Below are 14,486 nucleotides of genomic sequence, written 5' to 3' on the forward strand. Positions count from 1 at the left end.
ATGACAGCGCCTCCTCAAGGGCACGGAACCGCTCGCCCAGGCATGGCCCTCAACACACTCCATCCCTGGGCCCGCAGCAAGATGCCACCGAAAACGCCGCCTTCCTTGCGTGCCTCGGCCCTCCAGGACCGAACGCGAGCAATTCCCATCGCCGTCAAGATCCCCGGTTTCGGTAACCGGCCCTTCCGGTGTATGTTCCGCACCCGGTTGAGCGGGGCGTCCGCCACACCGGCGTCCCTCTACGCGCTGGCACGGCTCACTGAACCTGGGAGCACCAGCCCGTTCGGCAGCCGGTGGCCCCCTGTTCGACCCCGGCCAGGACGCGGGGATGCATGCCAACACGACGGGACGGACCACACGCGGTCGTCCCTGAGTCCGGAAACAGCCCCCTGCGGTACGTACTGCACCGCGATGCCGCGTCTGAGCGAGCACGCGAGGAAATCCGCCTGGGCGTGTCCGGCGGCCCGCTCCCGGCTACGGCTCACCCGCAGCACACCCGGCAACTTCGTTCTGGCCTCATGCCCCGCAGCCGACGACAGTCACAGTTCGTATCGCGGCAAGCCAAGCCAGGTCCTTGCCGGTCCCTACTCGCCGCGCCCACGCCTACGGACTCACAACCCACCACACGAGACGGCTGCCTGACGCGACATCACTGCCGCAGCCGCTGGACAAGCCGTGCGAAGTCCATTGCCGCCGGCCTCCAACGCGCCACCCACGTTCCCAGTCGCTACCCTCGTCCCCTTCGGCCTCGGTATTCGCAAACCGGACATCACGTTGGCACAACGAAGCCCCGAACTGGTCATGAACATGGTTGCCGGGACGGCCGGTCGGGTGTGAAGATCTTCTTCGCTTAACGATCTACCGATGGAAATGTGATGAAGAGCATCCGCTTCAAGAAGAAGGCAGCCGCCTTCGCTACGTCCTTCGCGGCCGTGGTGGCTGTGATGACGACCGCCGGTCCGGCCCATGCGGCGGAGTTCAAGGTCACCGACAACTGTGATGTTCCGTGGATCACCTGCTCGTACGGTGATCTGTGGCTGTTCTACAACACGAAGCAATACGCCGTCCAGGACGGCTATATCAAGTCGGCGTTCACGACCTTTTACAGCAACGTGTCCGAACACTCGGGTACAAGTCAGTATCAGGGATCGTCACTGACGACCTACCGGTATGTCTTCGGCAACGGCGGCAACGGAAACGGTGAGTACATGAAGAACAATGCCGGGTCGGTGCAGAACTGCGCCCGGGATGACAACTACCGCGTGTACTACAACTCCGGCTACGGCGGCACGTCTCAGTATTTCGCGAAGAACGGGCCCTACGGAGACTGTAACCTCACCGACCTGATCTCCGCTTTGCAAAACAACAACGCATCTTCCCACTTCGGTTAAGAAAGATCCCACGTGAAGCACACCAAGCGGATATCCGCCGCAGCAGCCCTGACCGCTTCGGCCTTCCTGGTCAGTGCCTGTTCCTCAGGCACCACTCCGGACACCACGAAGATCGTGGCCGACGGCAAATCGATTGTGAACAAGGATAACTGGCCCGAGAAGATCCCCACGAGTGGCCTGACCAAAAATCTGACGCTTCCGCTGGAGGAGTACATGGCCTCCTACGAGGATCAGGTCGCCATTGAGCAGGCTGCCACCGATCTTCAGCAGTCCTGCATGAAGGAGTACGGCATCGAGCTGACGTTGCCACGAGCGGGCGCCAACCCCCCTCCCAGCGACAACGACGCCAACATCGAACGCCGTTATGGCATCACCAACCGGGCCGAAGCGCAGAAGTATGGCTACGAGCTCGCTCCGGCGCTGCGGGAGCACACCGAGCAGCCCCTGCGTGATCTGTCCGATGTCGAGGTCGAGGTCCTGACCGGCCACACCAAGCCCGAACCGCCCAAGACCCCTGAGGGAACCAAGGCGGGAATGACGTTGAGCAGCCCCGGCCAGGGCACCAAGCCCGCTCGGGCCGAGCACAACGGGAAGAAGTTGAAGACGGGTGGCTGCATTGGCTGGTCCAAGGACCAACTCGGCGTGCAGGAAGACGACCCGACCGTCGTGGCGGAGCTCGCCGGGGACAGCCTGATGCAGTCGATGCAGGACAGTAAGGTCATCAAGGCCAACGGTGCGTGGTCTTCGTGCATGGACGGCAAGGGGCACGCGGGACTTGCCGATCCGTACAAGGCGATGGACCAGGGCGTCACGAACGATGGGGAACCGTCGCAGGAGTCCATCGCCTTGGCGGTTGACGACATCGACTGCAAGACGCAGACAGATCTCGTCAAGGTCTGGTCCGATGTGGAGACCACGATCCAGAACAGTCAGATCACCGGCAACAAGAGCCGGCTGACCGGGATCAAGTCGCAGCACGGCAAGGAAGTCGCTGCCGCGCGCGAGCAGACGGCTACCTCCTCCCGGTGAGCGCTAAAGCGGTACTGCCCGGACTTCGCATGGCCAGGTCGATGTGTCTGCTGGCGGCGTCTGCGCTGATCGCCGGTTGTACGGACGAGGCCGCTGACCGTGCCCCCGAGTCACCGCGGCCAGCGACTTCGAGCGTGGTGCAGAGCACTCCTCCATCGCGTTCCTCGCCTGTGCCGTCGGTGCACTCCGAAGGGCGTGTACGCGTCCTGGAGTACGGAGATCTGATCGTGCGTGCCACGCCGGAAAGCGGCGGCGTGCGGACCGAGATCGAGGTATCCAATACCTACGAACGGAACGCAACTTACTCGGTCAAGATCAGCATCGCTGATGGTAAGGGCTGGACCGCCTACAACCGATTCTGGCTTCAGGACGTCCCTTCTGGGGAAACCGGGCGTGATGAGGCGGTGATCGGCTCCAAGGACATGGGACCGATTCCGCAGGTTCCGAAGATTTACGTCGACGAATTCGATCCCCTCGTCGATCAGAAGTAGAAAAGGGAAATAATTTACTGTGCGTGTAAGACAGAGGAAATACGCGGTGGTGATAGCGGCAGCGACGGCGATTCTCGCCTCGTCGCTATCCGCTTCCGCGCAGGCCCAGGGACCGAAGGTCCCCGAGAATGCCGTCCAAGGCGGCAAGAGCCTGCCCAAAGCAACGAGCAGACCTCACGCAGTCGGTAAGAAGAACCGCGCCTCCGTCCTGGGTGAGAACCACTCCTCCTCCCAGGACGTGGCCTTGTCCACCTCCGGTGACGGCACGGGCTTCCACGTCCTGACGGGCAAGGAGAAGGAGGGCTACGAGTTCAGTACCGTAGCCACCCTGCGCGAAGTCGGATTCGATGCGGACACCTGGATAGGCAACGCGTGCGTGACCGGATCCGGGAAATACGCGGCCGTCGCCTACGCGCCCCGGACATTCACCAACAACCCCGAGCTGATGGTGCGCGGCGCGTTCACCGCCGTCGTCGACCTGAGCAGCGGCAAGGTGACCAAGCTGCCGCTCACCGCATCGCTCGCCTACTTCTCCCCAGGCTGCGGCACCGGGGACGATGTGGTGTTCACGCAACTGAGCTACGACGGGGACAAGCAGCAAAAGACCCGGCTGATTGCCGTGGACGCGGCCACCGGCAAGCAGTCTCGGCCGGTAGCCTTCCCCGGTCAGGTCACCTCGGCTGTTCCGACCCGGCACGGCATCGTGGCAGGTCACGGCAACAAGCTCGTCCGCATCAACGGGCAGAAGGAAACCGTCCTCGCCACCACAAAACACGTGCCGTTCCAGATAGCGGCTGACAGCAGCGACGGCGTGACCTTCATCGACCGGGAAGCCGACACCAAGAAGACCGGAGCGGAATCCTGGGCCAAGCACCTCGACGCCACACAGGTCAAGGGCAAGAACACCACCCCGAAGACGGTGGCGGAAGGAAAGCTCACCGACTGGGACCTGTCCGCCACCCCTGGCGGCACGGTGTTCCTCACGGGTAAGGTCAAAAACAAGGGGGCTCTGCCGGGCCTGGTGAAGAACCCGGGCCATCTTGCCAAGGGTTCCCGCATGTCGAGTCTCGGCCACGCGGGCGTGTCCACGTCCTGGGCGGATGGCAAGACCAGCTTGATTACGCCGGAGGAGGCCGCACAGGCCCGTGACGCGCGAATCAGTCTGGACGTGGTCGCCACCGGCAGGCACACCGAGTTGGACGCCACACCTCAGCTGTCCGCGGAGCGAGCCGCGGCCGGGAGCCGACCCTCCCCTGCTCTGGGCATCCCGACAGGGAAGAAGGCGTCCGCGACGCCAGCCGTCAGCGGCAACAGTGGGGGTATGTCCACACAGACGCTGGGGGCTCAAGCGCTGGCGGCGTCACCGACCGGACCCAGCGAGGGCACCGATGAGCGCTACTGTGCGGTGGCCCGAAACGATGTGAAGAAGCAGGCGTTTCAGCCGACCCCGCGGCAGGTGGAATGGGCTGTGGACCAGGCTGTCGTCGGTGAGCTGGGCTTCGACCGGCCGGCGAACTGGAAGAACACCGGCATGGATTCCTACAGCCCCCAGGGGCTTTTCCCTCCGATCACTCTGGCTGGTGACCCCAACGGCACCCTGGACAACGAGGACCCGGACGTCACCGACCGCTGGCACATACCCTCACAGGTGTTGCTCGGCGTCACGGCGCAGGAATCCAACATGTGGCAGGCGACCCGCTTCGCCGTTCCCGGTGTCACAGCCAACAGCCTCATCGGCAACTACTACGGCACCCAATACACCGCCGACGGTGACCAGGCCGACCCCTGGCGAATAAACTTCTCCGAGGCAGACTGCGGCTACGGCATCACCCAGGCCACCGACGGCATGCGGCTCGCCGGCAAGACTAAAGAGGGCGAGACGGCACTGCCGCCGGCCACGCAGGAAGCCGTCGCTCTGGACTACGCTGCGAACATCGCCTACGGCGCGACGATCCTGTCCCGCAAGTGGAACGACCTCCACGGCCAGAGCATGATGATCAATAACGGTCACCCGCAGTGGATAGAAAACTGGTTCCTCGCCCTGTGGGCCTACAACTCAGGCTTCTACGCGGCCGCCGACTCCGCCGGACACAAGGGCGTGGGCTGGACCAACAACCCGGCCAACCCACTCTGGAAGGCCAACCGGGTACCGTTCCTGCAACACGCCGTCGATCCACACCTCGACGACTACTCCCACGCCGCGCACCCACAGGACTGGCCGTACGAGGAGAAGGTGCTGGGCTGGGCCGCACGCCCGATCTCCGCGATGTTCGGCCCCGGTGACTTCCGGCCCGGCTACCTCGCCGCCTGGTGGAACAGCGACCTGGAGCGTTCCGCGGTGAAGCCGCCGCTGGACACCTTCTGCGACGCGTCCAACTCCTGCGACCCGTCGAAGATCGCGGACGGCGACTCCAACGACCCCGGTATGGGGGCTTGCGCGCTGGACTCCGGGGACAGCGACACCAATCCACATTGGCTGCACTGCTGGTGGGGCAAATCCGCCGAATGGAAGAACTGCGACACCGGCGCCGAATGCGGACACCAGGTCCACCGGTTCAACACCAGTTACCCGGAGCAGCCCGACGCCAACTCCTACCCGCCCCAGTGCAGCACCGGCCTGCCGTCAAACGCACTGGTAGTGGACGACGTTCCCAACGGCACAACCCCGGCGGGCTCGGGGTCGCGCGGATGCGGGGCAGCGACGTCGGATGGTGCGTTCACTCTCACCTATCAGTCTTCCGACATCATTGATTCCGACACCGGGCAGACCATCACCACATACCCCGGAAAGATCGACACCCACCAGATCGGCGCGGGCTACGGCAACCACTTCTGGTTCACCCACACCCGCAGCGTCGAGTCCTACCCGGCGCCGGGTGACCGGATGAAGGTGACCGGTACCTGGAATCTGGGCAAGGAGATCACCGACTACAGCGGGCAGGCCAAGGTCTATGCCTTCATCCCCGACCACGGGGCGCAGACCTCCAAGGCCGAGTACCGCATCAAGCACTCCGCCGGTGAGACGGTGAAGGCAATCGACCAGAGCTCCAACCAGTCCAACAAGTGGGTGGATCTCGGCGCGTACTTCTTCAACGGCATGACCCCCGAGGTCAGCCTGCACAACTTCAACGGCGGTGACGGGTCCGCGGACATCGCCTTCGACGCCATCGCGTTCGTACCCGGCGACTACTCCGGTATTCCCTCGGACCTGACCTTCGGCGACCCGGACATCACCGCTCCGGACCCGGCACCGGTGGAGCCGCCCCAGAGCATTTCGGGCGACTACTTCAGTGTGCTTCCCACCGTCTCCGGTCTCTCCGGCGCCGCGCGCTCCGCGACCGGGCAGGAGGGGATGCGCCTGACGTCCGCGCCGCCGACGGACCTCAAGTCCGCCAAGGAATCATTCGGTTCGGTGTCCACCACATCGGCTCTGAGCTGCTCCATCGGTACAAGGTCCTTGGACTACACCCGGACCGAGGCGTGTCTCGGGGACGACCTGCAGTTCACGGGGACCACGACCGGCAAGCCGAAGGCGAGCTTCGACCTCCGGCACGAGTTCCAGCTAGACCCGGACAGTGACACCTTCACCCAGACCGTGTCGGTCAAGCTGACGTCGATCTCCATTCCCTCGCTGACCCTGGACATCGACTTCGGCTGCCGTGGCTACTGCGAGAAGCAGAATCCAGTGTGGAGCGGTTCAAAGACCTTCGTCGCGGGCGACCTCCACACGGCCACGGTCACTCAGAAGATCAAGTGGAACAACACCACCGCTTCCGACGGCCGCATCAGCCCGTACCTGACGGTCAAGGGAACCGCGGGCGGTGATACCAGCAACCCGATGACGGCTGAGAAGTCGGAACTGGACGTCCGGTGCGACCGAGACGTGAAGGCCACTCCGGGCTGCGTCTTCAGCTCGTACCGGCCGACGTATGTCATGAACGAGAAGAAGTTCCCGGCGGCGGCCGCGCACGCCTGGCTGATCCAGAACAAGCTGCCCGGACACTACGGGCTGCGGGGCAACAACCCGCTGACCTTCCTGACCGAGGACGTTCTCGTGCCCGATCCCCCCACGAGCACGAAGAGCATCGTCAGCCACAACCGCGACGTGATCTGCCCGAAGGCATGGGAGCGCAGCAAGCTGGCGACGATGTCGCCCGAACTCGGTACCGGTGACGTGCCCAGCTGCGACGAGTTCCCCTTCGCGGCCAGCTGGCAGAGCGCCGCGATAAAGAAGGACTGGGGTGGGCAGAACATGAAGGAGGTGTCCTCGGGCGAGGAATGCCTGAACACGATCGCCATCCGCGGCACGGACGGCCGGTGGAGCCTCAAGCCCGACCCGCGCTCCCACGTGCCGACCTGGACCGAGCCGTGTGGACGCTCCAGCATGTCGAACAACCAGAACACCCAGTCCATGAGCTATATGCCAGGCTGGCGCAAGCAGAACCGCGTCCTCGAAGGGGACAACTACTGGCTCGAGGCCAAGCGTCCTTCGTGACCGCTTGACCGGAACGAACAACAGGGGCCCGGCCACCATGGCCGGGCCCCTGTGGCGTGAAGACATCAGGCTAGGGTTCCCTCCATGAACGATGGAATCGCTTGGCTGGACGACGAACTGGGGCGGAATGGCTACGCCCTCACCATGGTGAAGGGCATAACCCCCGAGTCCCTCGCCGTGTATCTGGGCGCGCGGCCAGGCACGCTCGTCGATCCGGCCACCACCCCGGGAGCCCTGGAGTTCTTTCACGGACCGGGATCGTCGAAGCTGCCGGACTGGGCGATGGTGGGCCAGGCGGCCGACGGCTGGGCGTTCGCCCTGGAAACGCCCGAAACCGGGCACCGGGACGACCGCCTGGCCCCCGGAAGAGACCTCAGGGCGCGCCACACGGTCGTGGACATCCTCGACACCACCATGGACCCGCCGAACGTCACGGTGACCGTGGGCGGCGAGACAAAGTGGACGCTACGGGAGAACGGCACCGGCCACGTCGAGCACCCGGTGAGCCGGCGCCTGGTCGCGGAAGCCGGGTTCCTCAGCTACCCCCACGGCATCTTCCAGGACGACGCATCCGAGGACACCGGGATACGGCACGTCTACCGGATCCTGGGCGACCACTATGGCCTGTCCCTGCCCCGGACCGCCGTGACGGAAAACCGCCTGCCTCACGTGTTCACGGAGCCCAGGACGCTCCTCCACGCGGAGGCGCACTGCCCGGCCTGCGGCGAAACCCGGATGCTGCCCTACGGCGGCGGTACGAAGGAGCCCCGGCTAGTCTGCGTCTACTACAAGGTCCGCGACGTCCCAGGCTACCCGCCCCAGGGGTGCCCGGGCGAGGTCGCGGACGCGGTGCGCGGGGAACCCAACCCGAAGTACGAGAACCTGCGCCTTCCCGGCACCTCGTGAGGAGTGCGTCGCCCGCACTGAGGCGGGCGCCGCCGGGTTGCTGGGGGCGCGGCCAACAAGCAGGAGCGTGGTGACGCCGACGCCGTGCGCTATTGATCCGAAACGGTTTGGGTTCTGGGTCGTTGGTGGGGTGTGAGCGATCTGGTGGGGGACGCGCGGCATCTGTCGCCGTCGGCGCAGGAGGCCCTGCGGCTGCGGGCGGTGGCCGCGTTGGTGGCGGGCCGGGACCGTGAAGACGTAGCGGCAGTCTTCGGCGTGTCGCTGAAGGCCGTCGACAAGTGGTGGGCGGAGTGGCAGGCCGGTGGCCGGGAGGCGCTGGTCATGCGCCCGCGCGGTAAGCCGGTAGGGGTGCACCAGGTGCTCGGGGAGGCCGAGCAGGGCGCCGTGCGGCAGGCGGTCCTCGATCACCGGCCCTGTGACGTGGGCCTGAGCGGTCAGCTGTGGACGCGGCGGCTGATCGGCGACCTGATCGCGAAGCTGTACCGGGTGCGGCTGACCGAACCGGGGGTGGGCAAGTACCTGAAGCGGTGGGGGCTGTCCTTCCAGCGCCCGGACAAGCGAGCTGTGGAACAGGACCCCGAGGCTGTGCGCCGTTGGCACCAGGAGGCCTGGCCGAAGATCCGCGCGAAGGCGAAGGCCGAGGGCGGTGAGGTCCTCTTCGCCGACCAGGTCGGCATCCGCTCCGACCAGGTCACCGGCCGCACCTGGGGCGAGAAAGGGAAGACGCCCGTCGTGCGGCGGAGCGGGAACCGGTTCTCCGTGAACGCGATGTCGGCGATCAGCACCAGGGGCCGGATGCACTTCATGGTCTTCACCGAGTCCTTCACCGCCGAGGTGATGTGCCGCTTCCTGGACCGACTGGCCGGCCACTTCGACCACAAGGTCCATCTCGTGGTCGACGGGCACTCCGCGCACCGCTCGAAGAAGGTCCGGGACTGGCTCGCCGCCCACCCCGAGGCTGTCGAGCTGCACTTCCTGCCGCCGTATTCGCCCGAGCTCAACCCCGACGAACTGGTCAACGCCGACCTCAAACACAGCCTGCCCAAGCAGCACCGAGCCCGCGACCAGACCGAACTCGCCGCGGAGAACCGCCGCTTTTTCCGCCGACGCCAGTGCCAGCCGCACATCGTCCGCGGCTACTTCGCCGGCCCGCACGTCCGCTACGTCCTAGACGAGAACCCAATGAGTTTCTGAGCAATAAAGGGCGACACCACGTTGGTCAACCTGTTTCGCCAGGCCGTGCAGGCAGCATCCGAACGACGACGACTGGCTCACCTCGCGAGCTTTGGCCACATCATTACCAAGCAGCGCTCCGATCTTGACGCCCGCACGTACGGATCGAAGACGACGCGGACGAGAACGCGTTGTGCGGTACGCATGATTCTGCGTTCTGTCGACAGGGGAGATTCGGCCGGGTCACCAGCGCCCGGATTCCAGATCGCGTGCCTGCGCGGGGCGAGAGGCCCTGCCGCAGCCGGCAGGACCTCTCGCTTCCGGTCATGGGCTTGCTAGGCCGCCGCGTGTCCGAGGATGCGCAGCGAATACGTGTCGTACGTCCGGTGCAGGACCATCACCACGGGGCCCGAGGCGAGTACTCCGCTGACGACGTACTCCTTCTTGTTCTTGGTCTCGGCAGTCCGCTCCTTGTACAGGGAGTCGGTTTCCCTCTTGGCCTGTTTGAGCCAGGAAGACGCCTTGGCGTGATCGATTCCCGCCATGTCCAGCTCGGTGCAGGCCGCGAGGAAGTCGAGAGCGCCGGACTTGTCCGTACCGGTCCCGCACAGCAGGGACGACAGGTTGGTGTGGTCGGCGAGCCCGGCTGACACCGTCGTTCCGGTGTCGCTTCCGGTTCCGCCGCGTCCGTGGATGTACGTTCTCATCTTCCCGTTGGGCATTTCCTGTTTGACGGGTTTGTCCAGGTTCAGCTTCCAGTTCTTCGCGAGCCGGAGAGAAAGTCCTTCCGGCGCTGTCACGTTGTTGGGTGTGTGAGTGTCTGGCGGTGTGTCGGGTGTGGTGGCTTGCGCTTCGGGCCCGGGCTCAGGCCGTGGTGGGCCGGCTGGCAGCGCCGGTGATCTGGTCCCAGATCGCGAAGCGGACGGTCATCTCGGCTCGGTGGTGGGCGGCGGTCATCAGGTGGCGGTGGGGTCGGAAGTGGGGTGAGATGCCGCTGAACGCGGACAGGAACCGCTGGGCCCTGCCGACGCTACGGAAGCCTTTCATGGCGTGTTCGCGTTGCCGGGTGGGCTGGTGGCTGTTCTCGGCCCGGTTGTTCAGGCCCTTGTGCGAGCGGTGCTCGACCGAGGGCATGACCTCGCGGTGGGCCGCGCCGTAGGAGCGGAGCTTGTCGGTGACGATCACCTTCGACACCGAGCAGGTCCTCTTGAGCAGTTTACGGAAGAAGCGCCTGGCCGCAGGGGTGTCCCGTCGGCTCTGGACCAGGATGTCGAGCACGGTGCCATCCTGGTCGACGGCCCGCCACAGGTACTTCTGCTCTCCGTTGATCTTGATGAAGATCTCGTCCAGGTGCCACTTGTCACCGGACCGAGGCCGCCTTTGGCGCAGGCCATTGGCGTAGGCCTGCCCGAACTTCGCGCACCAGCGGCGGACCGTCTCGTGGGAGACGAGCACGCCGCGCTCGAGCATCAGTTCCTCGACCTCGCGGAAGCTGAGCGGGAAGCGGAAGTACAGCCACACGCAGTGGGAGATGATCTCCACCGGGTACCGGTGCCCCTTGTACGACGGCGACGCGGACGACACGAGCGAACCCCTCCCCGGCACGATCAACCACAAGATCATCCCAGGCCGGTCAGCCAACGTGACAGTGCCGGCCACTTCGGTTCTCCGGGGCTGCGGCTCGCCGTTGGTCAGGCTGCGGTGTTCTGGGACGTCAGCCCCAGCAGATGCCTTTCCTGCTACGGATGCGGGGAACTACCGGACCTGCTCAGTGCCAGGTGTTGTCGTTTCCGGAGGTCTGGGTCGGGAGCCGGTAGCCGAATTCCTCCCGCAGCTTCGGGGCGGCCGCGTCCGAGCACATCGACAGCGCGACGAGCGCGGTCAAGCCGAACGTCCAGATGCCCGCGACGATCACTACAGGCGCGATATCAGTGGTCCGGGGGATCAGAGTGCCGAGTGCTCCTGTGCCCAGCAGCGCCCAGACCGTCGTGGCCGCGTACACCTCGGACGCCTGAGTCGCCGTCGCGGTGATCGCGTGCGCGCGGTCGATGGGGGTCACATCCGTTCCGCCGCGGCGTACCCGCACGAGGGTGCGTCGCAGTCGCCGGACCCGGAGCACCGCGATGCAGGGGGCGAGGAGCAGGCACAGGAGGCCGAGTCCGACGCCGCCCAGCTGCACCTGCTTCCAGATGGGAGCCGTGGGCGAGAGCGAGGGGCTCATCACGGCGAGCACGGCGATGACGAGGGTCGCGAGCACAGGGATGCTCGCGCGGTCGAGGCCGGTGGCCTCGGCGCGGTCTCGGGCCTTGACCTGCTGCCGCAGCTTCGTGTCCGCATCACCGAGGAGGAGCCGCGCGTGGCCCTGTTCGCCCAGGGCCTGTACGGGAAGGCGCTTGCCCGCCGTGCGGCGCCACCTTCGGTCGGCGGCGATCAGAGCGAGAACGAGTGGGACACAGAGCACGCCCAGGACGAGCAGAGTCATTGCGATCGCCGGCCAGGCGGACGCGGCGAGCAAGACGCCGGCCGTTGCAAGGAGAAGGGAACCGATGACGACGCTGGTTACGACCGCCGGGAAGAACGGCGTGCGGCTGACGGGGCCACGCACCTCGACCGCGTTGCCCAGCGAGGGGGAGCCCTCGGCCGCTGCATACATGTCCGCGAGCGCCAGTTGCTGGAATGTCAGGCTGTAGCCGAGCACGATCAGGAAGACGGCGATACCAAGACTCGCAGCGATGAGGGGGCCGCCGAACACCGGCACGAAGGCCGGTGGGTCGTCGGGAAAGCCGAATCTGCCGATGAGTGCGAGGACGGGAAGCAGACCGAACAGCGCCCCGCAGCCCGCGGCGGCCGCGCCCGACACGCGCACCAGGCTACCGGTGATCAGGACGCCGCGGGTAGGCGGCAGCTCGAAGCCGCGGTCGCGCCGCTCATCGCCCAGAGGGCCCTGGTTCGCTCTCATGACTCCAGATTCTCACGGCCTGCGGTCGGCCGGGGCCCTGCAAGTTCCTGTCCCAGGCAGCGCCCCCGCGGTGGAAGGTTGCTGCTTAGTGGTCGAGTTTGGAAGTCCTTCGGGGGTTGACGCTGAGGGAGCTCCCGTGCCAGGTGGTGGCGTGGAACCCGGCCGAAGAGCGCGTTGACCTTCAAGTTGGATGAAGGTCAACAATCGGGTCCATGGACGGCAGCACGGAACTACTGAGCATCAGCGCCTTCGCGCGGCGAGTCGGCCTCGCTCCGAGCGCCCTGCGTTTCTACGACGACAGCCGCGTTCTGCGGCCGGCGAGGGTTGATGGGGCGACCGGATACCGCTTCTACAGCCCCGCGCAGGAGGCCCGTGCCGTTCTCCTGCGCGGTTTGCGCGAAGCGGGGCTGCCGCTGGCCGAAGTCACCGTGGTGCTCGACGGGCCCGAACACGCGGGCCGAGAGGTACTGGAACGGCACTTGGAGAGAATGCGGGACCAGACGCAGACCGCCAAGGCAGCCGTCGCGGTGGCTCTGCAATCCCTCTCGACTGCAAGTAGTTCGACGGAAGTGCGCATCGACGGCGTGGAGCTCGCCAGTGCGGTACGCCAGGTGGTGCCGGCCGCAGCTTCCGACGGGGAGCATCCTGCGCTTGACTGCATCCTCATCGAGATCGATGACGGCGAAGTTCGTCTGGTAGCCACCGATTGCTATCGCCTGTCGATGCGCGTCCTGAAGCCAGCGGCACTCGATGGAGGACCCTGCCACCTGCTGATGCACACGGCTGACCTGATCGAGTTCGGTCAATGGGCGGCGCGAGTCCACCAAGTCACCCTCCAAGTCGGACCGGACGGCACCCGAGCACGCAGTGCGACACAGTCCCGCGTCCTGGCGACGGTCGATGCCGAGTTCCCTTCCTACCGAGAGATGCTCTCGGCTCTGCCCCCGACCGAATACCGCGTGATCGTGGATCGCCTGGCCCTTCGCGACGCGGTCAACAGCCGCGGCGACGCCGCACGGATCGCTGTGAGCTTCGTCGGCGACGAGCTGGTCGTCTCTCTGGCCGATCGATCCCATGCCGCCACCCTGCCTGCGATCTGCCACGAAGATCTGCCCCAGTTGATCGGATTCGCCCCTGCTGTCCTTGCTCCCGCGCTGGAAGCCAGCGTCGGGCCCGACGTCCTGCTGGAGATCTCCGCCGCAGACCGTCCCGTTGTGGTGCGTTCCGCGGACCAGGGCAGCTTCACCACACTGGTCATGCCGGTGGCCCTCAACACCTCCAGCTGACTCCGTCGCAACACCGCACCCCCATCACCCCGTGGAGAGCCGTGACCGACCCCCAGAACGTCGTCGTGCAGCTGTGCGTGCAGGGCATGCAGGCCGAGACCGAAGGACGAGACGCCCAAGCACGGGACCTGTTCCTCCAAGCTTGGGACACAGCCGAGGACGACTACGGCGCCTGCATCGCCGCGCACTACCTCGCCCGGCATCAGCCGACCCCGCAGGAGACCCTGCACTGGAACCAGGAATGCCTGAACCGGGCCGACAAGGTCGGTGACGACCGTGTCCGCGGCTTCTACGCCTCACTTCACGGCAACATGGCCCGAGCCCACCGGGACCTGGGCCAGATCGACCAGGCCCGCGAGCACTTCGAGGCCGCGGCCAAGCACATCGACGCGGTCCCGGCCGGCCCCCACCAGCAATGGCTCCGCTACCGCATCGCCGCAGGACTGCGCACCACCACCCGGCCCGCACCACAGCAGCACGAGGACCCGGTCAGCGAACTCCTCACCCAGCTCTGCGCACGCACGGACCTCGAAGCCCTGAGTCTGCTGCTGCCTCCGTACATGGGCAGCCTCGGCACACCCGAGGACGACGAACGCATCACCACCGCCCTGCGCATGCTCCACGCCGAACGTCGCCTTCCCGACGAGGAACAGACCGCACTCAGCCACGCGATCGAAGTCCGGTCCGCCGCGTGAGCGCCCCCGATCCTCGGTGACACACGAGACGCACGCGTAGGCACCCGGCTGGCGCTGTCAC

Annotated in this window: 11 protein-coding genes; 8 read left to right on the plus strand and 3 right to left on the minus strand. The window is 66.0% G+C overall.

The features are described 5' to 3' along the window. Positions 1-875: 875 nt before the first annotated feature. The 6 genes from ACF1FZ_RS34610 (at position 876) to ACF1FZ_RS34635 (ending at position 9,506) form a co-directional block, all read left to right on the plus strand. Entirely contained in the window at positions 876-1,391 is a 516-nt protein-coding gene (locus tag ACF1FZ_RS34610; protein WP_391777333.1) for a hypothetical protein, read from the plus strand. Positions 1,392-1,403: 12 nt separating this feature from the next. Further along, a complete protein-coding gene (locus ACF1FZ_RS34615; protein ID WP_391777334.1) occupies positions 1,404-2,420 on the plus strand; it encodes a hypothetical protein in 1,017 nt (338 codons plus the stop codon). A 227-nt stretch (positions 2,421-2,647) separates the two neighbouring features. Next, positions 2,648-2,911 (plus strand): hypothetical protein, encoded by a 264-nt coding sequence (locus ACF1FZ_RS34620; RefSeq protein ID WP_391777335.1) that lies wholly within the window; start codon positions 2,648-2,650, stop codon positions 2,909-2,911. A gap of 46 nt (positions 2,912-2,957) precedes the next feature. Further along, positions 2,958-7,406 carry a hypothetical protein gene (locus ACF1FZ_RS34625; protein WP_391777336.1) on the plus strand — a complete coding sequence of 1,483 codons (4,449 nt, stop codon included), beginning with the start codon at positions 2,958-2,960 and terminating at the stop codon, positions 7,404-7,406. A gap of 84 nt (positions 7,407-7,490) precedes the next feature. After that, positions 7,491-8,312, plus strand: a complete 822-nt coding sequence (locus tag ACF1FZ_RS34630; RefSeq protein ID WP_391777337.1) for a hypothetical protein — start codon at positions 7,491-7,493, stop codon at positions 8,310-8,312. A gap of 192 nt (positions 8,313-8,504) precedes the next feature. Then, positions 8,505-9,506 carry an IS630 family transposase gene (locus ACF1FZ_RS34635; RefSeq protein WP_391777343.1) on the plus strand — a complete coding sequence of 334 codons (1,002 nt, stop codon included), beginning with the start codon at positions 8,505-8,507 and terminating at the stop codon, positions 9,504-9,506. A 314-nt stretch (positions 9,507-9,820) separates the two neighbouring features. Here the strand turns inward: ACF1FZ_RS34635 and ACF1FZ_RS34640 are convergent, their stop codons facing one another. The 3 genes from ACF1FZ_RS34640 to ACF1FZ_RS34650 all read right to left on the minus strand — a co-directional run bounded on the left by ACF1FZ_RS34640 (position 9,821) and on the right by ACF1FZ_RS34650 (position 12,444). Further along, a complete protein-coding gene (locus ACF1FZ_RS34640) occupies positions 9,821-10,285 on the minus strand; it encodes a hypothetical protein (protein ID WP_391777338.1) in 465 nt (154 codons plus the stop codon). Between the two features lie 64 nt (positions 10,286-10,349). Beyond that, entirely contained in the window at positions 10,350-11,108 is a 759-nt protein-coding gene (locus ACF1FZ_RS34645; RefSeq protein WP_391777339.1) for an IS6 family transposase, read from the minus strand. Between the two features lie 145 nt (positions 11,109-11,253). Then, entirely contained in the window at positions 11,254-12,444 is a 1,191-nt protein-coding gene (locus tag ACF1FZ_RS34650; protein ID WP_391777340.1) for a hypothetical protein, read from the minus strand. Positions 12,445-12,656: 212 nt separating this feature from the next. Between ACF1FZ_RS34650 and ACF1FZ_RS34655 the strand changes: the two genes are divergently transcribed. Beyond that, entirely contained in the window at positions 12,657-13,730 is a 1,074-nt protein-coding gene (locus tag ACF1FZ_RS34655) for a MerR family transcriptional regulator (RefSeq protein ID WP_391777341.1), read from the plus strand. A 41-nt stretch (positions 13,731-13,771) separates the two neighbouring features. After that, positions 13,772-14,425, plus strand: a complete 654-nt coding sequence (locus ACF1FZ_RS34660) for a hypothetical protein (RefSeq protein ID WP_391777342.1) — start codon at positions 13,772-13,774, stop codon at positions 14,423-14,425. The last annotated feature ends 61 nt before the right edge of the window (positions 14,426-14,486 follow it).

The organism is Streptomyces sp. NPDC014623, assembly GCF_043088245.1.
GTDB lineage: Bacteria > Actinomycetota > Actinomycetes > Streptomycetales > Streptomycetaceae > Streptomyces.

Bases quoted from the DNA above. Each gene is read 5' to 3' on its own strand.
- ACF1FZ_RS34650 (WP_391777340.1), bottom strand. From the start codon at position 12,444: ATGAGAGCGAACCAGGGCCCTCTGGGCGATGAGCGGCGCGACCGCGGC.
- ACF1FZ_RS34655 (WP_391777341.1), top strand. From the start codon at position 12,657: ATGGACGGCAGCACGGAACTACTGAGCATCAGCGCCTTCGCGCGGCGA.
- ACF1FZ_RS34610 (WP_391777333.1), top strand. From the start codon at position 876: ATGAAGAGCATCCGCTTCAAGAAGAAGGCAGCCGCCTTCGCTACGTCC.
- ACF1FZ_RS34645 (WP_391777339.1), bottom strand. From the start codon at position 11,108: ATGATCTTGTGGTTGATCGTGCCGGGGAGGGGTTCGCTCGTGTCGTCC.
- ACF1FZ_RS34630 (WP_391777337.1), top strand. From the start codon at position 7,491: ATGAACGATGGAATCGCTTGGCTGGACGACGAACTGGGGCGGAATGGC.